Annotated in this window: 18 protein-coding genes; 12 read left to right on the top strand and 6 right to left on the bottom strand. The window is 68.4% G+C overall.

What is annotated here, in order from left to right; genetic code table 11:
- Positions 1 to 62: 62 nt before the first annotated feature.
- Positions 63 to 689, top strand: a complete 627-nt coding sequence (locus HQ312_RS06500; protein ID WP_222638148.1) for a TetR/AcrR family transcriptional regulator — start codon at positions 63 to 65, stop codon at positions 687 to 689.
- 103 nt (positions 690 to 792) lie between these two features.
- The gene (locus tag HQ312_RS06495) at positions 793 to 1,824 is read left to right on the top strand and encodes a beta-ketoacyl-ACP synthase III (protein ID WP_222638147.1); all 1,032 of its coding nucleotides are present in this window, start codon (positions 793 to 795) and stop codon (positions 1,822 to 1,824) included.
- Positions 1,825 to 1,829: 5 nt separating this feature from the next.
- On the opposite strand, the gene HQ312_RS06490 is transcribed toward HQ312_RS06495, so the two are convergent.
- The 6 genes from HQ312_RS06490 to HQ312_RS06465 are packed head-to-tail and all read right to left on the bottom strand — an operon-like array spanning position 1,830 to position 12,655.
- On the bottom strand, positions 1,830 to 2,540 hold the full coding sequence (locus tag HQ312_RS06490) for an AAA family ATPase (RefSeq protein WP_308123824.1): 711 nt from the start codon (positions 2,538 to 2,540) through the stop codon (positions 1,830 to 1,832).
- 10 nt (positions 2,541 to 2,550) lie between these two features.
- Positions 2,551 to 6,345 carry a multifunctional oxoglutarate decarboxylase/oxoglutarate dehydrogenase thiamine pyrophosphate-binding subunit/dihydrolipoyllysine-residue succinyltransferase subunit gene (locus tag HQ312_RS06485; RefSeq protein WP_222627365.1) on the bottom strand — a complete coding sequence of 1,265 codons (3,795 nt, stop codon included), beginning with the start codon at positions 6,343 to 6,345 and terminating at the stop codon, positions 2,551 to 2,553.
- Positions 6,346 to 6,381: 36 nt separating this feature from the next.
- Positions 6,382 to 10,242 (bottom strand): ABC transporter ATP-binding protein, encoded by a 3,861-nt coding sequence (locus tag HQ312_RS06480; RefSeq protein ID WP_308123823.1) that lies wholly within the window; start codon positions 10,240 to 10,242, stop codon positions 6,382 to 6,384.
- Positions 10,239 to 11,018, bottom strand: a complete 780-nt coding sequence (locus HQ312_RS06475; RefSeq protein WP_222638145.1) for a hypothetical protein — start codon at positions 11,016 to 11,018, stop codon at positions 10,239 to 10,241. The genes HQ312_RS06480 and HQ312_RS06475 overlap by 4 nt, the downstream gene beginning before the upstream one ends.
- Positions 11,015 to 11,965, bottom strand: coding sequence for an ABC transporter ATP-binding protein (locus HQ312_RS06470; RefSeq protein WP_222638144.1), 951 nt, complete (start codon positions 11,963 to 11,965; stop codon positions 11,015 to 11,017). The genes HQ312_RS06475 and HQ312_RS06470 overlap by 4 nt, the downstream gene beginning before the upstream one ends.
- Positions 11,966 to 11,968: 3 nt before the next feature.
- Positions 11,969 to 12,655, bottom strand: coding sequence for a hypothetical protein (locus HQ312_RS06465; protein WP_222638143.1), 687 nt, complete (start codon positions 12,653 to 12,655; stop codon positions 11,969 to 11,971).
- 74 nt (positions 12,656 to 12,729) lie between these two features.
- Between HQ312_RS06465 and HQ312_RS06460 the strand changes: the two genes are divergently transcribed.
- The 10 genes from HQ312_RS06460 to truA all read left to right on the top strand — a co-directional run bounded on the left by HQ312_RS06460 (position 12,730) and on the right by truA (position 18,865).
- Positions 12,730 to 13,578, top strand: a complete 849-nt coding sequence (locus HQ312_RS06460) for an AraC family transcriptional regulator (RefSeq protein WP_222638142.1) — start codon at positions 12,730 to 12,732, stop codon at positions 13,576 to 13,578.
- Positions 13,575 to 13,994, top strand: a complete 420-nt coding sequence (locus tag HQ312_RS06455) for a glyoxalase/bleomycin resistance/extradiol dioxygenase family protein (protein WP_056442557.1) — start codon at positions 13,575 to 13,577, stop codon at positions 13,992 to 13,994. Before HQ312_RS06460 ends, HQ312_RS06455 begins: the two co-directional genes overlap by 4 nt.
- Positions 13,995 to 14,135: 141 nt before the next feature.
- Complete coding sequence (gene infA, locus HQ312_RS06450) at positions 14,136 to 14,357, top strand: translation initiation factor IF-1 (protein ID WP_005140011.1); 222 nt, start codon at positions 14,136 to 14,138, stop codon at positions 14,355 to 14,357.
- Between the two features lie 99 nt (positions 14,358 to 14,456).
- A complete protein-coding gene (gene rpmJ / locus HQ312_RS06445) occupies positions 14,457 to 14,570 on the top strand; it encodes a 50S ribosomal protein L36 (protein WP_009679193.1) in 114 nt (37 codons plus the stop codon).
- Between the two features lie 173 nt (positions 14,571 to 14,743).
- Positions 14,744 to 15,118 (top strand): 30S ribosomal protein S13, encoded by a 375-nt coding sequence (rpsM, locus tag HQ312_RS06440; protein WP_027503825.1) that lies wholly within the window; start codon positions 14,744 to 14,746, stop codon positions 15,116 to 15,118.
- Complete coding sequence (gene rpsK / locus HQ312_RS06435; RefSeq protein WP_027503824.1) at positions 15,118 to 15,531, top strand: 30S ribosomal protein S11; 414 nt, start codon at positions 15,118 to 15,120, stop codon at positions 15,529 to 15,531. Before rpsM ends, rpsK begins: the two co-directional genes overlap by 1 nt.
- Before the next feature lie 20 nt (positions 15,532 to 15,551).
- Positions 15,552 to 16,157: a 30S ribosomal protein S4 gene (gene rpsD, locus HQ312_RS06430; protein ID WP_027503823.1), complete on the top strand. Its 606-nt coding sequence runs from the start codon at positions 15,552 to 15,554 to the stop codon at positions 16,155 to 16,157.
- A gap of 117 nt (positions 16,158 to 16,274) precedes the next feature.
- Positions 16,275 to 17,336: a DNA-directed RNA polymerase subunit alpha gene (locus tag HQ312_RS06425; RefSeq protein WP_027503822.1), complete on the top strand. Its 1,062-nt coding sequence runs from the start codon at positions 16,275 to 16,277 to the stop codon at positions 17,334 to 17,336.
- 39 nt (positions 17,337 to 17,375) lie between these two features.
- Entirely contained in the window at positions 17,376 to 17,963 is a 588-nt protein-coding gene (gene rplQ, locus HQ312_RS06420) for a 50S ribosomal protein L17 (protein WP_027503821.1), read from the top strand.
- A 62-nt stretch (positions 17,964 to 18,025) separates the two neighbouring features.
- Complete coding sequence (gene truA, locus HQ312_RS06415; protein WP_222638325.1) at positions 18,026 to 18,865, top strand: tRNA pseudouridine(38-40) synthase TruA; 840 nt, start codon at positions 18,026 to 18,028, stop codon at positions 18,863 to 18,865.
- Positions 18,866 to 18,868 lie beyond the last annotated feature (3 nt).

Below are 18,868 nucleotides of genomic sequence, written 5' to 3'. Positions count from 1 at the left end.
GACTAGGTCCTTATTGAGCGCAGGTCAACAGTTACTGACGAACGTTCAGTAGTATGGAGCGCATGGACAGCGTGAAGCGAACGCGGCTCAGTCCGGAACAGCGGCGGGCCCAGCTCATCGACCTGGGGGTCGAGATGCTCTCGGAGCGCACGCTGGACGCCATCTCGGTCGAGGACATCGCCGACCAGGCGGGCGTGTCGCGTGGGCTGCTCTTCCACTATTTCTCGTCCAAGCACGACTTCCACGTCGCGATCGTCGAGCACACCAGCCGACAGATGCTCGACGCCACCGAGCCGCCCGTCGGGCTCGACCCGTTGACGACGCTCGCCGTGGCACTCGCGTCCTACGTCGACTACGTCACCGAGCACCGCTCCAACTACGTCTCGCTGCTGCGCGGCACCGCGAGCGGGGATCCCGACATGCGGGCCGTCTTCGAGCGCACCCGCGACGTGATGGTCGAACGGACGGTGTCGCAGCTCCCGCTGCTCGGTGTCGAGCGCACCCCGCGGATCGCGCTGGCCATCCGCGGCTGGGTGGCGTTCTGCGAGGAGGTCACCATCACCTGGCTGAACCAGGAGGACCTCAGCCGGGACGAGCTGATCGAACTGCTGGTGCACGCGCTGCCTGCCGTGGCGCTGCCGACGGCGGACACGACCGAGTTGTCGTGGGCGAGTGCCGACGCGGGATGACACCTCTAGCGACACCCCCTTCGATCGACGGGTCCGCACCAGTAACGTGAGGGCGTACACCGGCGCACGAGCGGCGGTCGGCAGCACGAGAGGACGGCCTTCGATGGGCGCGCAGATCAGTATCCCGACCGAGACGCGACACTCGGGAATCCTGGGTATCGGGGCTTACCGGCCCGAGCGTGTCGTCACCAACGAGGAGATCTGCAAGACCATCGACTCGAGCGACGAGTGGATCCGTACCCGTACGGGCATCGAGTCCCGCCGTTTCGCCGGGGAGAACGAGAACGTGGTCTCCATGTCGATCGAGGCCGGACGCCGCGCCCTCGAGAACTCCGGCGTGGATGCCGCCGAGATCGGCTGCGTCATCATCGCGACGTCCACTCACCTGCTGCTCACACCGCCCGCCGCGTCGATCATCGCGGACGCACTCGGCACCGGTGGCCCCGGCGCCTTCGACCTCGGCGCGGGCTGCGCGGGCTTCTGCTACGGCCTCGCACTCGCCTCGGACATGGTCCGCGCGGGCACGTCGGACAAGGTGTTGGTCATCGGCACCGAGCACCTGAGCGTCACGACGCGACCCGACGATCGCGGCACGCGCATGATCTTCGGCGACGGTGCCGGCGCCATGGTCGTCGGCCGCACCGAGGAGCCCGGCATCGGACCGGTCGTCTGGGGTTCGGACGGCTCGCAGGCCGACGCCATCAAGCAGGACAAGGACTGGTTGCAGTACTTCGCGGACCTGAAGGAGGATCCGAACGCCGATCGTCCGTGGATCGCGATGACCGGTATCGCGGTCTTCCGTTGGGCGGCGTTCGAGATGGCCAAGGTGGCACGCGAGGCCCTCGACAAGGCGGGCGTGACGGCCTCCGAGCTGGACGTCTTCGTGCCGCACCAGGCGAACTCCCGCATCACCGATCTGCTGGCGAAGAGCCTCGAGCTCGCCGAGGACATCCCGGTGGCACACGACATCGCCGAGGCCGGCAACACCTCGGCCGCCTCGATCCCGCTCGCGGTGGAGGAGGTGCTGCGCACCGGCAAGGCGAAGAAGGGCGACACCGCCCTGCTGCTCGGTTTCGGTGCCGGCCTGTCGTTCGCCGGCCAGGTCGTCACGTTGCCGGAGGCCCCGACCGCCTAGTCGTGTCAGAGGTGGCGCAGGAACCGGTCGGGGGCGTCGAAGAACGCCGACCAGTCCCGGACGACCTGCGCCTCCTCCCACGTCGTGGACGACAGACCGTCCTCGCCGAGTTCGAGCAGGCGTGCACCCGGCATGGCGGCGAGCACCGGCGAGTGCGTCGCCATCACGATCTGTGAGCCCTCCTGGACCAGTTCCTTCATCACCGAGATCAACGCCAGACACGACTGGAACGACAGGGCCGCCTCGGGCTCGTCCATCAACCAGAGCCCCACTGCGACAGGGCGATCCGCGACATAGCGCAGAAACGACTGTCCGTGGGACAGCGCGTTGTAGACGACGTCGGTGTCGCGGACTCGCCGTGCGTCCGCGGACTCGAACAATCCGTGCATCGTCTCGGCGCGCAGGAAACACCCGCCCTGCGGCCGCGGTCGGGCACCGTGGCACGTCAGGTGCTTGTGCAGGTCGGTGTCCTGCGCCCCGCCGCCAGGTGACCACATCGCGTCGGCCGCACCGAGACCGAAGGCCCAGCACGCGGCCAGCGCCTCCATCAGCGTCGACTTCCCGGTTCCGTTCTCCCCGACGATCACGGTCACGGGACTGTCGAAGTCGAGCCCGGTGCGCGCGATCTCGGCGACCACGGGTACCTGCAGACACCACGAAGCCGGGTCGAATCCCCTCCGTGGAGTGAACTCGACCCGGCTCAGTGGCAGCGTCACAGGTGAACGGTCACCCGTTGAAGGCCGTGTCGATGATCTCGGCCTGCTCGACCGCGTGGACCTTGCTCGAACCCGACGACGGTGCGGACATCGGACGCCGCGAGACGCGCTTGATGCCGGACAGACGCTCGGGCAGCAGCTCCGGGAACGCGAGACCGAACGTCGGCCACGCACCCTGGTTGGCCGGCTCCTCCTGGACCCACCGGTACTCGGTGGCGTTGGGGTAGCCGTCCAGCGCCTCCGCGATGCGGCGGCTCGGGATCGGGTAGAGCTGCTCGACCCGCACGATGGCGACGTCGTCCCGCTTGTTCTTCTGCTTGAAGGCGAGCAGCTCGTAGTACAGCTTGCCGCTGACCATGAGCACCCGCTCGACCTTCTTGCGGTCACCGTCGCCCGAGTCGTAGGTGGGCTCGTCGAAGACGGAGTGGAACTTGCCGTCGGTGAAGTCCTCGATGTTGCTGACCGCAGCCTTGTTGCGCAGCATCGACTTCGGGGTGAACACGACCAGGGGCCGCTGGATGCCGTCACGTGCGTGACGACGCAGCAGGTGGAAGTAGTTCGCCGGCGTGGACGGCACCGCGACCGTCATCGATCCCTCGGCGCACAGCTGCAGGAACCGCTCGATGCGTCCCGAGGTGTGGTCGGGGCCCTGGCCCTCGTGGCCGTGCGGCAGCAGCAGCACGACGTCGGAGAGCTGTCCCCACTTGGCCTCACCGGACGAGATGAACTCGTCGATGATGGACTGGGCACCGTTGACGAAGTCGCCGAACTGCGCTTCCCACAGCACCAGAGCGTCCGGGTTGCCCACGGAGTAGCCGTACTCGAAGCCCACCGCCGCGTACTCGCTCAGCGCGGAGTCGTAGACCAGGAACTTGCCCGGATCGTCGCTGCCGAGGTTGTGCAGCGGCGTGTACTCCTCACCGGTCTTGCGATCGATGATGACCGAGTGCCGCTGCGTGAACGTGCCGCGACGGGTGTCCTGCCCGGACATGCGCACGAGCTTGCCTTCGTCGATCAGCGTGCCGAGTGCGAGCAGCTCGCCGAACGCCCAGTCGACCTTGCCCTCGTAGGCCATCTCGCGACGCTTGTCGAGGACGGGCTGCACGCGCGGGTGCACGGTGAAACCGTCCGGGACGTTGACGAACGCGTCGCCGATGCGGTGCAGAACCGACTTGTCCACCGCGGTGGTGAGCTTGGCGGGCAGCTGCTGGTCGAGCTCGACGGACTCGCTCGGCTCCGGTGTGTACTTCTCGAGTTCGCGCACCTCGTTGAAGACGCGTTCGAGCTGGCCCTGGTAGTCGCGGAGTGCGTCCTCGGCCTCCTTGAGGCTGATGTCGCCACGACCGATGAGCGACTCGGTGTAGCTCTTGCGGACGCTGCGCTTGGTGTCGATCACGTCGTACATCGCCGGCTGCGTCATCGAGGGATCGTCACCCTCGTTGTGGCCGCGACGGCGGTAGCAGATCATGTCGATGACGACGTCCTTGTGGAACTTCTGACGGAAGTCGACCGCCAGTCGAGCCACCCAGGCGCACGCCTCCGGGTCGTCGCCGTTCACGTGGAAGATCGGTGCGCCGATCATCTTCGCGACGTCGGTGCAGTACTCGCTGGAGCGCGAGTGCTCCGGCGCCGTCGTGAAGCCGACCTGGTTGTTGACGACGATGTGCACGGTGCCGCCGGTGCGGTACCCGCGCAGCAGCGCGAGGTTCAGCGTCTCCGCCACCACGCCCTGGCCCGCGAAGGCCGCGTCGCCGTGCAGCATGAGCGGCAGGACGGAGAAGCCGTCGGACGAGTCGCCCTTGTTGAGCATGTCCTGCTTGGCGCGGACCAGGCCCTCGAGGACCGGGTCGACCGCCTCGAGGTGCGAGGGGTTGGCCGTGAGCGACACCTTGATGTCGTTCTCGCCGAACATCTGGATGTAGTTGCCCTCGGCACCGAGGTGGTACTTCACGTCGCCCGACCCGTGTGCGGCGGCCGGGTTCATGTTGCCCTCGAACTCGGTGAAGATCTTCGAGTACGGCTTGCCGACGATGTTGGCGAGCACGTTCAGGCGTCCACGGTGCGGCATGCCGATGACGACCTCGTCGAGGGCGTGCTCGGCGGACTGGTCGATGACCGAGTCCATCATCGGGATGACGGACTCCGCGCCCTCGAGCGAGAAGCGCTTCTGTCCGACGTACTTCGTCTGCAGGAACGTCTCGAACGCCTCGGCCGCGTTGAGCTTACTCAGGATGTACTTCTGCTGAGCGACCGTCGGCTTGACGTGCTTGGCCTCGACGCGCTCCTGGAGCCACGCCACCTGGTCGGTCTCGAGGATGTGCGTGTACTCGATGGCGGCGTGCCGGCAGTAGGAGTCGCGCAGCACGCTGAGCACGTCGCGCAGCTTCATCTTGTCCTGGCCGTGGAAGCCGCCGACCTGGAACTCGCGGTCGAGGTCCCACAACGTCAGGTCGTGGCTGATCACGTCGAGGTCCGGGTGCATCCGGAACTTGTCCTTGGTGAACATCAACGGATCCGTGTCGGCCATGAGGTGGCCACGGTTCCGGTAGGCCGCGATGAGCTCGAGGACGCGCGTGTTCTTGTCGACGCCGCCGGTGGGCAGGTCACGACGCCAACGGATCGGCTCGTACGGGATGGCCAGACCGTGGAAGATCTGGTCGTAGAACTCGTCGCTGATCAGCAGGTTGTGGATCGTGCGAAGGAAGTCGCCCGACTCCGCGCCCTGGATGAGGCGGTGGTCGTACGTCGAGGTGAGCGTCATCAGCTTGCCGACGCCCATCTCGGCGATGCGCTCCTCGCTGGAGCCCTGGAACTCGGCGGGGTACTCCATGGCGCCGGCGCCGATGATGGTGCCCTGGCCGTTCATCAGACGTGGAACCGAGTGCACGGTGCCGATGGTGCCCGGGTTGGTCAGCGAGATCGTGACGCCGCTGAAGTCGGCGGCGGTGAGCTTGCCGTCGCGCGCACGACGGACGATGTCCTCGTAGGCAGTGTGGAACTGGTTGAACGTGAACTCCTCGCACCCCTTGATCGCGGCGACGACGAGTGACCGCGAACCGTCCTTGCCCGGCAGGTCGATGGCGAGGCCGAGGTTGGTGTGCGCGGGGGTGACCGCGTTGGGCTTGCCGTCGATCTCGGCGAAGTGCCGGTTCATGTTGGGGAACGACTTGACCGCCTGCACGATGGCGTAGCCGAGCAGGTGAGTGAACGAGATCTTGCCACCGCGGGTGCGCGCGAGGTGGTTGTTGATCACGAGACGGTTGTCGATCATCAGCTTCGCGGGGATGGCGCGCACGCTGGTGGCCGTCGGGATCTGCAACGAGGCGGCCATGTTCTTGGCGACCGCGGCCGAGGCGCCGCGGAGCACCTTGGTCGTGTCCTCCTTCGGCGCGTCCGACTCCGGCTGTGCGGGCGGCACGGCCGCGGACTTCTTCTCTGCCGGCCCGGCGGCGGCGGTCGACTTCGCGGGGGCAGCTGTGGTCACGGGCTTGGTCTCCGCCTTCGGTGCCGGCTTGTCGGTCTTCGCGGCTGCCGGCTTGTCGGCCTTCGGCGCGGCAGGCTTCTCCGCCTTCGGCGCAGCAGGCTTCTCGGCCTTCGGCGCAGCTGCCTTCGCGGAAGCGGGTGCGGCTGTGGTGGTCTCGGTGTCGGTGGCGGGATCGCCGCTACCGTTCTGCTCGGGCGTGTAGTCGGCGAGGAACTCGTGCCAGCTCTCGTCGACCGACGACGGATCGGTCTTGAAACGCTGGTACATTTCGTCGACCAACCACTGATTCTGTCCGAACTGTGTTGTAGAGCTGCTGCTCACGGCAGGTGTTCGCCTCGTTTCCTTCTTCGTTCTCGCTCAGCGCACGGCACGATCAAGGTTAGACCTTTCGGTCCGCGGCCGTGTGTCCGGATCACCCTTGTGATCGGCTTCACCGGTGTGTGGCGTGGTCGTGCCGTCGCCGGGTGCGTGACCCGCGCCACTCGCAGCCGTGGTACGGCCCTCGGTGGTTTCCCAGAGTTCGGCGTAGAAACCGTCCGAGCGCACCAGGTTCTCGTGGGTTCCGCTCTCCACGATGCGCCCGTCGTCGACCACCACGACGAGATCGGCCCGCGCGGCGGTCGCGAGGCGGTGCGCCACGATCACCGATGTCCGACGGGTGGTCACGGTGCGGCCGGCGTCCAGGACGGCTCGTTCCGTCGCCGGGTCCAGGGTCGCCGTCGCCTCGTCGAGCAACAGGATGTCCGGATCGACCAGCTCGGCGCGCGCCAGCGCCAGTAACTGCCGGGTTCCCGCCGCGAGGCCGCGGCCACGTTCTCCGACGGGCGTCGCCATGCCGAGGGGGAGTGTGGCGATGGCGGGCAGTGCCCCCACGGCGCGGGCCGCGCTCTCGATGTCGGCGCGCGTCGCGTCCGGACGCCCGAAAGCGATGTTGGAAGCTATGGTGCCGCTGAAGAGATGCGCCTCCTGCGGAACGACTCCCAGACGTCGGCGGTAGTCGCCGAGCGGGTACGACCGCACGGGCACGTCGTCCACGACGACGTCCCCGGTGGTCGGGTCGTAGAACCGCGCCATCAACTTCACGATGGTCGACTTGCCGGCGCCGGTGCGACCCACCAGTGCCACCGTCGATCCCGCCGGAACGTGCAGGTCGACCGACGTCAGCGCATCCCGCGGAGCCCCGGCGTAGCGGAAGGTGACGTCCTTCAGCACGATGTCGCCGCGCAGTCGCGGTGGGACCGAGACCGGTGTCGACGACCCGGCCTGCTCGATCGAGCTGCGGGTGCGCAACAGGTCACCGATGCGAGTGAGACCCACGGACGCCTGCTGATAGCCGTCGAACACCTGGGACAACTGTTGGATGGGGCCGAAGAGCAGACCCAGGTACAGCACGAAGGCGACGAGGGCGCCGGCCGAGGTGCGCCCGTCGGCCACGCGGTACGCACCGACGAGGACCACGGCGGCGAGGGCGAGGTCCGACAGGAACGCGATGAACGGGAAGAACACCGAGATGGCCCGTTGCGACCGCATCCGGCTGCGGCGGTACGACTCGGAGCGGGCGAGGAACGAGCGTGCCGCAGCCGTCTGATGCCGGTACGCCTGCGTGACCCGTAGTCCGGTGACGTTCTCCTGGAACTCCGCGTTGACGGCCGAGATGCGCTCGCGTGACGTCGAGTACGCGCGAGCGGAGATGCGACGGAACACCAGCGTCGCCACCACCAGGATCGGGACGACCGACAGGGCCACCGCGGCGAGGACCCCGTCGGTGAGGATCAATGCGGCCGACACGCCGACGATCGTCAGGAGGCTGACGACGGCCGTCGACAGACCCGTCTGCATGAACGTCGACAACGCGTCCACGTCGGTCGTCATGCGGGTCATGATCCGGCCGGACAGTTCTCGCTCGTAGTAGTCGAGGCCGAGACGCTGCAGGTGTGCGTAGCTGCGGACGCGGAGCCCGAAGAGCACGCGCTCACCGGCCCGCGCGGTCACCACCGTCATGGTGCGGACCACGAGCCAGTCGACGATCACCAGCGCCAGCGCGATGCCCGACACCGCCGCGAGGATTCCGGTGGACCTCTCGGCGACACCGTGGTCGACGGCGAACCGCACGATCGACGGGAAGGCGATGGTGACGGCCGAGTCGAACGCCAGGCAGACCATGACCACCGCGAGCAGTCCGGCGACGGGGGCGAGGGTGCGCCGCAGGGTGAACGTCGACTCGTCCCGCCGAGCCGTCGCGGTGTCGACGCGTGGGTCCTCGTCGGCCGGGGCGAGTCGGGTCAGGATCTCGGTCATGGCCTCGGTGGGCACGGCGCCGCCGAGTAACGACGCCATGTGACCGCCCGGGCCGGGAGGGCCGCCGGCAGCCGCGCCGTCCGCGCTCGCGCGGGAGGCGGGTGAGGACGCGAACTCGGTGGAGTCGCCGTCGTCCGGCCACAGCGAGTCGGCGGGCACGTCGTCCTGCGCCGGCTGGGACTTCTCGCCTGCGCCGGACATCAGCGCGCGGAACAGGGGGCAACGCTCGTCGAGTTCGGCCTCGGTGCCGATGTCGACGATGCGCCCCCGGTCCAGGACGGCGACGCGATCGGCCAGCGCGAGCGTCGACCTACGGTGCGCGAGCAGCACCGTCGTCCGGCGTGGACCGGAACGCAGCCGGTCGAAGATCGCTGCCTCCGTGCGGGCATCGACGGCCGAGGTGGCGTCGTCGAGGACCAGGACGCGCGGGGAGGACAGCAGGACCCGCGCGAGCGCGATGCGTTGGCGTTGGCCACCGGACAGCGAGAGCCCGCGCTCACCCACCGTGGTGTCGTAACCGTCGGACAGGTCGCGGACGAAGTCGTCGGCCATGGCGCGCGTGGCCGCGTCGCGGACACTCGCCTCCGACGCGTCGGGGGCACCGAGGGCGATGTTGCGCGCGACGCTGGAGGAGAACAGGAACGGATCGTCGAACGCGACCGACACCGCCGCGCGGAGGTCGTCGGCGGACAGGTCGGCGATGTCGACGTCGCCGTTCTCGGACGTGAGCACGATGCTGCCCGACGAGGGTCGGTAGAACCGCGGCAGCAGCATGGACAGGGTCGACTTGCCGCTGCCGGAGGGGCCCACCACCGCCACCGTCTCGCCCGGCGCGACCGTGAGGTCCAGCCCGTCGAGCACGGGGGCGTCGGGGTCGAAACCGAATCGGACGTCGCGCAGACGCAGCCCCAGTGGTCCGTCCGGGATCGGTACCGGATTCTCGGGTTCCTCGTGCGCCGGCCGGGTGTCGATGACGCCGTACACCCGTTCGACCGCGGCACGGGACAGCTGGGCCATGACCACGACGGACGTGAGTGTCCGGGTCACGGCGGCCATCGTGGCGACGTAGCTCGCGAAGGCCAGGAACGTGCCGACGGTGATGGAACCGGACAGAGCCAACCATCCGCCCAGGGCCACCACACCCACCAGACCGAGCTGCGGCAGCGCCGCCATGCCGGGGGCGAATCGGGAGTTCACGACGGCGGCGCGCAGGCGCTCGGCGTACAGCCGCCGGCCGATGCGCTCCAGCGTGTCCACGGCACGCGATTCCTGGCCGAAGCCCTTGACAACGCGCACGCCGGTGACCGTCTCCTCCACGTGCCCGGCGAGTTCCGCGGCCTGCTGCTGGGCCGACCAGGTGGCCGCGTACAGCGTGGGGCGCATGCGGACCACCAGCACGCTGATGGCCGGTACGACGGCGAGCGCCACCAGGGTGAGCAGCGGCGACAGATAGGCCATCACGCCGAGAGCCAGCACGAACTGCAGCAGGGCGCCCGCCGACAACGGGACCATCGCGAGCAGACCCTGCACCAGCTGCAGGTCGGTGATCGAGCGCGACACCACCTGACCGACCTGCACCTCGTCCTGCCGCTCGCCGTCGAGGCGGTGCAGCGACGCGAGCAGGCGTTGGCGCAGTCCGTGTTGCACGTCGATGGACAGGGCGCCGGCGAGGAGGCGCCGCCCGAACTGGCACGCGAAGCGGACGACGGCCAGTCCGGCGATGGCCGCGGCGATGGTGGCGATGTGGTCGGTGCGGCTGGCCGACGCGCCGTCGACGGCGGCGCGGGTGAGGAGGGGGAACATGATGTCGATGGCAGCGGCCACGAAGGTCACCGCGAGTGCGCCCACCGCGACGCGGCGATGAGCGAAGCAGTCCGACGCCAGCCTGCGGATCCACCCTCGCGAATCGGGAGTGCTCACGTCACGTCTCGGCGAGTGGTGCGCAGCCACCCGGCTCCGGCGATGCCGATGGTCCACAGCAGCAGTCCGATGACGGCAGCGGAGAACGGAAGCAGCATGTCGCCGTCCGTCCCCTTGTCCGCTGCCATGATCGCGACGGTGGTGGCTCCGGGGAGCAGGGCGGCGACCGCGTCCGCGCCGATGCCGCTGAGCACCGCGATCACGACGAGCTCTCCGATCGGTAGCCACGCGACCACGACGATCGCCGCGATGGCAGGGGAGCCGGTGAGCAGCCCGAGCCCGCAGCCGAGGACACACCACAGCGCGGAGACGACGATACCGAGAAGACAGACCGCGATCACCAGTCCGTCGTCCACCACTATGTTGCCCCCGAACAGTGCGAGCGACGCCACGCTGACGAGGACGGACACCACGGCGTACGCGGCACCGACGGCGGCCGAGACGAGAATCCTGGCGGCCACCACCTGACCGCGACGCGGCGCGGCGAGGAAGGTCGTGGACGCGGCGCCGTGGCGCAGGTCGGTCGCGGCGTGCACCGCGCCGAACACGGCGGCGAACAGCACCGACACGCCCACGGTGACGTACAGCCCGATGAGAGCGGCGACGCGGTTCGCGTCGTCGACGCCGGTGAGCGCGTCCGACGACGCGATGGCGGCGTACACGGCGCTGGCGAATCCGCCGATCAGCACGGGCGGTAGACCCAGTGCCCACCACGACCGCAACGATCCGACCCGGCGGATCTCCGCTCGGAGCAGACCGCCTGCCGTGGGGCTCATCGCCGAGCTCCGGTGAGGGCGGGATGCGGACCGACCGGGGTCGTGAGGGACAGGTAGATCTGCTCGAGGTTCACGGCGGACACCACGGTTCCGTGGACGGTCACCCCGGACGCGTGCGCCGTCGACCGGATCACGGCCTCGCCGACACCGGTGACCACGAGTCGGCCGTCGGGACCCAGCACGGCGTCGGTGTGGCCGGACGCGGCGAGGCCCAGTGCCAGGGCGGCGGGGTTCGAACTGTGCACCAGGATTCGGGCGGGACGGGTACCGCGGAGCTCACCGATACTGCCGTGGAAGACGACCGAGCCGCGGTCGAGGATCACGACGTGGTCGACGACCGCCTCGAGCTCGCGAACGACGTGGCCGGACACCAGAACGGAGCCGCCCGCACGAGCGAATCCGCGCAGGAAGTCGCGTAGCCACACGATGCCGCCGGGGTCGAGACCGTCGGTCGGCTCGTCCAGCACGAGGATGCGAGGTGTGCCGAGCAGTGCCGCCGCGAGCGCGAAGCGCTGCCGCATCCCGAGAGAGAACTCGCCGACGCGGCGACCGGCGACGTCGTGCAGACCGACGAGTGCGAGCACTTCCTCCACACGGGAGGCGGCGACACCGAGGACAGGCGCGAGGGTGCGCAGGTGTGCGCGCGCCGTGCGGCGGGGGTGCGCGCCGCCGCCGCCGAGCACGGCACCGACGGTGCGGCCCGGCTCGACGAGTGCCGCGTACGGCAGGCCCTCCACCAGCGCCGCACCCTCGTCGGGCTGTACGAGCCCGAGGAGCATTCGCAGCGTGGTCGACGTGCCGGAACCGACGGGTCCGAACAACCCGGTCACCGATCCGCGCGGTACGACGAACCCGATCCGCGCGGCGGCGACCGCTGTTCCGTACGTCTTGGTGAGGTCGCGCGCCTCGAGCGCGTGTCCGGGGCTGGTCTCGGTGGTGACGTGCACGCGTCAGGCGTCCGGCTCGACGACGCCCGGTGCGTCCTGCCACCGCGCCGGCGGCGGGCCGAAGGCGTCGCGTGCATTGGTGACGACGCCTTTGCCCAAGGCGCGGTTGCCGGCTCCGCCGATGACGGCTCCGATGCCCGCGGGCAGCAGCGTGCCGAGCATGACCGCCCCTCGCTTCGCGGCGTACTTGGCGACGAACTTGCGGACGAGCCGCTTGTTCAGACTGCCGAGGTTTGCGCCGGGGATCCCGGCGGTGAGCACGCGGCCCACGTTGCCGCGGCCCAGTGTCCTGCCGACGATCTCCCGGCCGGACTCACCGAGAGCGACCGCCAGCACCAGCGCACGCCGCTGTTCGTGGTCGTGCACGGCGATGCCGTGGACAGCGGCCACCGACAGGGTGAGCAGTGCGGAGGCCTCGACGAAGAAGGCTGTCTCGGTGCCGACGGCAGCGACCGACGCGACGGTGCCGATGCCGGGCACCGCGGCGGTGGCCCCGGCAGCCCCGCCGCTTCCCGTCACGGCGTTCAGGAACGTCTTCTCCAGGCGACCGATGATCTGCGCCGGCGGCTCGGTGGGATGCGCGCGGCGAATTCGCCAGACGTACTTCTCGACGGCGGGGCCCTGCAGTCGGCTCCCGTTGTCGAGGATCGACACCAACGCCTTCTCGACGCGTCCTGGATCCTCGGCCATCGATCGGTCCTCCTCGTCCGCAGCGTGTGCACGAATGCCGTGCGGCCTCGCTCGTACCGTTCTACCGTGTGCCCATGACAGCCGTGTCGGACGGCGCGACCGCGGTGCCGTCGCGGCCACTCCGCGGCCTCGTGCGTCGCTACGAGGGGTACCGCCTCTCCGGCTTCGCGCCGGGCTCGCACGTCGGCATGCCGTCCGTCGACCTGACGATCATTCTGCCGATCGGGCTACCGCTCACGATCTCCCGCACCGCGATGGCGGATCAGCGGCCGGGGGAGTTCGGTGCCCTCGCGTCGGGTCTGGGGACCGAACCCGTCGTGATCGAGCACGACGGCGAGCAGCACGGTGTCCAGATCACGGTGACGCCGGCGGGGTGCAGCGCGCTGCTCCACGTCCCGCCCGCCGAGTTGCGCCAGTACATCGTGCCGTTGGAGGACCTGCTCGGGCGCGATGCCGCTCGGCTTCTCGACGGCGTGCACGCAGCGACCGGATGGCGTGAGGCATTCGCGCTGCTGGACCGCACGCTGTGCGCGCGACTGGGCCGGGCCCCGCAACCGGATGCCCGGCTGGAGCGGGCGTGGGCGCGGACCACCGGTCCCACCGCGATGTCGGTGGAGCAGGTCGCCGCGGAGGTCGGATGGAGCCGTCGACGCCTCGAGACCGCGTTCGCCTCCGAGTACGCCGTCACGCCGCGGGACGCGGTCCGGCTGGGGCGGTTCGCCCGAGCGCACGCGATGCTGCGGGTGGCCGAACCGCCCCGGCTCGCCGAGGTGGCGTCGGTCTGCGGCTACTTCGACCAGGCACACATGGCACGGGACTGGCGCGCGCTGGCGGGATCGGCGCCCTCGGTGTGGCGTGCGAACGAGGTGTTCGCATCCGTACAAGACGAGCGCACCTCCGCGGCGACAGGATCGACGGCATGACCGAGACACAGCACACCGAGACCACCCCGACCGTCGTCTGGCCCGCACTCCGCTACGACGACGCGCGTGCCGCGATCGCCTTTATCGTCGACGTCCTCGGCTTCACCGAGGCCGCCGTGTACGGCGAGGGGGAGCGCGTCGACCACGCCGAGCTCGTCCGCCCCGGCGGCGGAGCCGTCATGCTCGGCTCGGCGCGACCGGACAGCACCATCGCGGGCCTGCCGCCCGGAGTCGGCGCCGTCTACGTTGCCGTGGGACAGGACGAACTGACGCGACTGCACGATCGCGCGCGCGAGGCCGGCGCCCGTATCGTGGAACCCCTGCGCGACGAGGACTACGGCGGCCAGGGTTTCACCTGCCTCGATCCCGAGGGAGTGCACTGGTCCTTCGGCACCTATCGGGGCCATTCGGGCTGAGGGTGCTCCGCGCCTGTGGACGGCTGGTTTGGCCTGCTCGCTCCGACCCGGTAACATGGAACGTCGGTGCGTTCACGCGTGCCTGCACGAAGTGTGGTTACGAGACGTCAATCAGGTGTGCAAACCAGGATCGCGGAGGATATGGCAAAGAAGGACGGCGCAATCGAGGTCGAGGGCCGAGTAGTCGAACCCCTGCCCAATGCGATGTTTCGCATCGAGCTGGAGAACGGTCACAAGGTGCTCGCTCACATCAGCGGCAAGATGCGGCAGCACTACATCCGCATCCTCCCCGAGGATCGCGTCGTGGTCGAGCTGTCTCCCTACGACCTGACACGCGGGCGGATCGTCTACCGCTACAAGTAGTCAAGAGTCCCCGGTTCCTCGCGAGCCGGGGATCAACCATGTCCGAGGTTCGACGCGTTCGCGCGTGATCCTCGGACGCGACCAGGAGATCGAACAGACGTGAAGGTCAAGCCGAGCGTCAAGCCGATCTGCGAGAAGTGCAAAGTGATCCGCCGTAACGGCCGGGTCATGGTGATCTGCGACAACCTGCGCCACAAGCAGCGTCAGGGCTGATCAACCCCCCTCTCGAAGATCTACTTGGCTCCACATGCCAGAAGAAGACCTCCCAGCACCAGCTGCCCACACGCGGGTAGTACACCCCCGGCCGCGGAGGCCGGGGCCCCGAGCACCACATGTATGGGGACGGACTGGGAGCAGACCTCCGCACGAATGAAGGAAAACGCCACATGGCACGTCTAGCCGGTGTGGATCTTCCGCGCGAGAAGCGCATGGAGATCGCACTCACCTACATCTACGGCATCGGCCGTACCCGTTCGCAGGAGATTCTCTCCGCCACGGGCGTCAGCCCCGATCTCCGAAGCAAGGACCTCACCGACGAGGACCTGACCAAGCTCCGCGAGTACATCGAGGAGTCGCTCAAGGTCGAGGGCGACCTGCGCCGCGAGGTGCAGGCCGACATCCGTCGCAAGATCGAGATCGGCTGCTACCAGGGCCTTCGCCACCGTCGTGGTCTGCCCGTCCGTGGACAGCGCACGAAGACCAATGCGCGCACCCGTAAGGGACCGAAGCGCACCATTGCCGGCAAGAAGAAGGCGAAGTAATGCCCCCGAAGTCACGCACCTCCGGTCCGAAGAAGACCCAGAAGACGCGCCGCAGGGACAAGAAGAACGTCCCGCACGGCAGCGCTCACATCAAGAGCACGTTCAACAACACGATCGTGTCGATCACCGACCCGTCGGGCAACGTCATCTCGTGGGCGTCCTCGGGCCACGTGGGCTTCAAGGGCTCGCGCAAGTCGACTCCGTTCGCCGCTCAGCTCGCTGCCGAGAGTGCCGCGCGCAAGGCGCAGGAGCACGGCGTCAAGAAGGTCGACGTCTTCGTGAAGGGTCCCGGCTCCGGCCGCGAGACCGCGATCCGTTCGCTCCAGGCGGCAGGCCTCGAGGTCGGCACCATCTCCGATGTCACCCCCCAGCCGCACAACGGCTGCCGTCCGCCCAAGCGCCGTCGCGTCTAGCGGGAAGGAAGTAACAGAACATGGCTCGTTATACCGGACCCATCACCCGCAAGTCGCGTCGACTGCGCGTCGACCTCGTCGGAGGCGATCAGGCCTTCGAGCGTCGCCCGTACCCGCCCGGCCAGCACGGCCGCGCGCGTATCAAGGAGAGCGAGTACCTGCTCCAGCTGCAGGAGAAGCAGAAGGCACGCTTCACCTACGGCGTCATGGAGAAGCAGTTCTCGCTGTACTACAAGGAAGCGAACCGCCTCAAGGGCAAGACGGGTGAGAACCTGCTCCGCATCCTCGAGACGCGTCTCGACAACGTCGTCTACCGTGCGGGCCTCGCTCGCACGCGTCGTCAGGCACGCCAGCTGGTCACGCACGGCCACTTCTTGGTCAACAACAAGAAGGTCGACATCCCCAGCTACCGCGTCTCGCAGTACGACATCATCGACGTCCGAGAGAAGTCGCTGAGCACGCTGCCTTTCCAGATCGCCCGCGAGACCTACGGCGATCGTCCCGTTGCCGGTTGGCTGCAGGTCGTTCCGAACCGTCTCCGCATCCTGGTCCACCAGGAGCCGGAGCGTTCGCAGATCGACATCCCGCTGACCGAGCAGCTCATCGTCGAGTACTACTCGAAGTAGGCCATCGGCCCGTGCGCCTCACGTGACCTCCCCCTGCGGGAACACGCGAGGCGCACGGGGCGTTGACCGCCCCACCACGAGCGTCAAATAGCGGACGCTCTTCCCAGGAGGACATCAATGCTCATTTCTCAGCGACCCACGCTGACCGAAGAGGTCATCGCTGACAACCGCTCGAAGTTCGTCATCGAGCCCCTCGAGCCTGGCTTCGGGTACACCCTCGGCAACTCGCTTCGCCGCACGCTTCTCTCGTCGATCCCCGGCGCTGCTGTCACCAGCATCCGTATCGACGGCGTTCTGCACGAATTCACCACGGTCCCCGGCGTGAAGGAGGATGTCACCGACATCATCCTGAACCTCAAGGGTCTCGTCGTGTCCTCGGAAGAGGACGAGCCTGTCACCATGTACGTCCGCAAGCAGGGCCCCGGCACTGTCACCGCAGGCGACATCGTTCCTCCGGCCGGCGTCACCGTGAACAACCCGGATCTGCACATCGCGACCCTGAACGACAAGGGCAAGCTCGAGATCGAGCTCGTCGTCGAGCGTGGCCGCGGATACGTTCCGGCTGTTCAGAACAAGGCGTCGGGCGCCGAGATCGGCCGTATCCCGGTCGACTCGATCTACTCGCCCGTGCTGAAGGTGACCTACAAGGTGGAGGCCACCCGCGTCGAGCAGCGCACCGACTTCGATCGGCTCGTTCTCGACGTGGAGACCAAGAACTCCATCACCGCGCGGGACGCGCTCGCCTCGGCGGGCAAGACCCTGGTCGAGCTGTTCGGGCTTGCCCGTGAGCTCAACGTCGAAGCAGAAGGCATCGAGATCGGACCCTCGCCCGCCGAGGCCGATCACATCGCATCCTTCGGTCTGCCGATCGAGGATCTGGACCTCACCGTCCGGTCCTACAACTGCCTCAAGCGCGAGGGTGTTCACACCGTCGGCGAGCTGGTCGGCCGTACCGAGTCGGATCTGCTGGACATCCGTAACTTCGGACAGAAGTCCATCGACGAGGTCAAGGTCAAGCTGCACTCGCTCGGCCTCTCGCTCAAGGACAGCCCCGCGACGTTCGATCCGAGCACTGTCGCCGGATACGACGCCGCCACCGGTACCTGGAGCGACACCGACACCGCCGTGAGCGATGCCGACGGCGCCGAGCAGGACTACGCCGAGACCGAACAGCTCTGACGCACTCGCGTCCCGAGCTCTTGATCAGGAGAGATTGACATGCCCAAGCCCACCAAGGGTCGCCGTCTCGGCGGATCGGCGTCGCACCAGAAGGCGATTCTCGCCAACCTGGCGACGGCGCTGTTCGAGCACGGACGGATCACCACCACGGAGTCGAAGGCCAAGCGCCTCCGCCCCTACGCCGAGAAGATCATCACGCACGCGAAGGCCGGCTCGCTGGCTCACCGTCGTGAGGTCATGAAGGACATCCGCAACAAGGACGTCGTTCACACTCTGTTCGCAGAGATCGGCCCGCACTTCGCCGAGCGCGCAGGCGGCTACACCCGCATCATCAAGACCGTCCCCCGCAAGGGTGACAACGCTCCTCAGGCCATCATCGAGCTCGTTCGCGAGCAGACGGTGTCCAACGAGGCGGACCGTGCTCGTCGTGTCCAGGCATCGCAGGCCGCGCCTGCCGCCACGAACGACGAGACCGCCGCTGACGAGGCTGCATCCGATCAGAACGTCGTCGAGGCCGTCGAGGCCGAGGCAACCGACGCTCAGGTCGAGAATGCAGACGCTGTCATCGAGGGTGTCGAGGCAGAGGACGCTCACGCGGCCAACGCCGATGAGGCAGACAAGAAGTAAGAGTGTCCTCGGACTCTCTGGGCGAGCCCGTCACCCCTTCCGGGGGTGGCGGGCTCGCCCGTTTGCGTCTCGATGTCGCCTACGACGGCACTGCCTTCGCCGGCTGGGCTCGACAACGCGACCAACGGACCGTGTGCGGTGTGCTCGAGCAGCGACTGTCCGCCATCTTCGGTACCCCACTCGAGCTCACCGTGGCCGGGCGGACGGATGCCGGCGTGCACGCCGAGGGCCAGGTCGCCCACGTCGACGTGCCGCGAACCGCGTTGGCCCGCATCGATCCTCGCGATCCCGACCGCGCACCCGACCCGTCGTTGCTGGTGCGGCGACTCGCGCGTTTCCTGCCGACGGACGTCCGCGTCCTGCGCGTGACGTTCGTGTCCGACGATTTCGACGCCCGGTTCTCCGCACTGCGGCGGCACTACGAGTATCGATTGTCCACCGCGCCCTACGGAACTCGGCCCCTCCGAGCGGGTTTCGTGGTGCCGTGGACCCGCACACTCGACGTGGCGGCGATGCAGGAGGCATCGTCGACCCTCGTCGGCCTCCACGATTTCGTCGCCTTCTGCAAGCGCCGTGACGGTGCCACCACCGTGCGGGAGCTGCAGCGCTTCGACTGGGTGCGGGACGGCGACGATCTCACCGCGCACGTGAGCGCGGACGCGTTCTGCTGGTCGATGGTGCGTTCCCTGGTCGGGGCGATGCTGGCTGTGGGCGAAGGACGCCGGGACCTCACGTGGGTACGCGGCCTGCTGGGGGCGGGTGCGAGGTCGAGTTCGATCACCGTGGCCCCGGCGCACGGCCTGTCGCTGGTGCGCGTCGACTACCCGGCCGATACGGAGCTGGCCGATCGCAGTCGCACGACCCGGGCCACGCGATCGTTGCCCGGTGCCTGCTGCGGCTAGCCT

The organism is Rhodococcus sp. BP-316 (assembly GCF_019836105.1).
Taxonomy (GTDB): Bacteria; Actinomycetota; Actinomycetes; order Mycobacteriales; family Mycobacteriaceae; genus Rhodococcoides.
The sequence above is the reverse complement of the archived record's forward strand: the minus strand, read 5'-3'. Positions and strand labels throughout refer to the sequence as shown.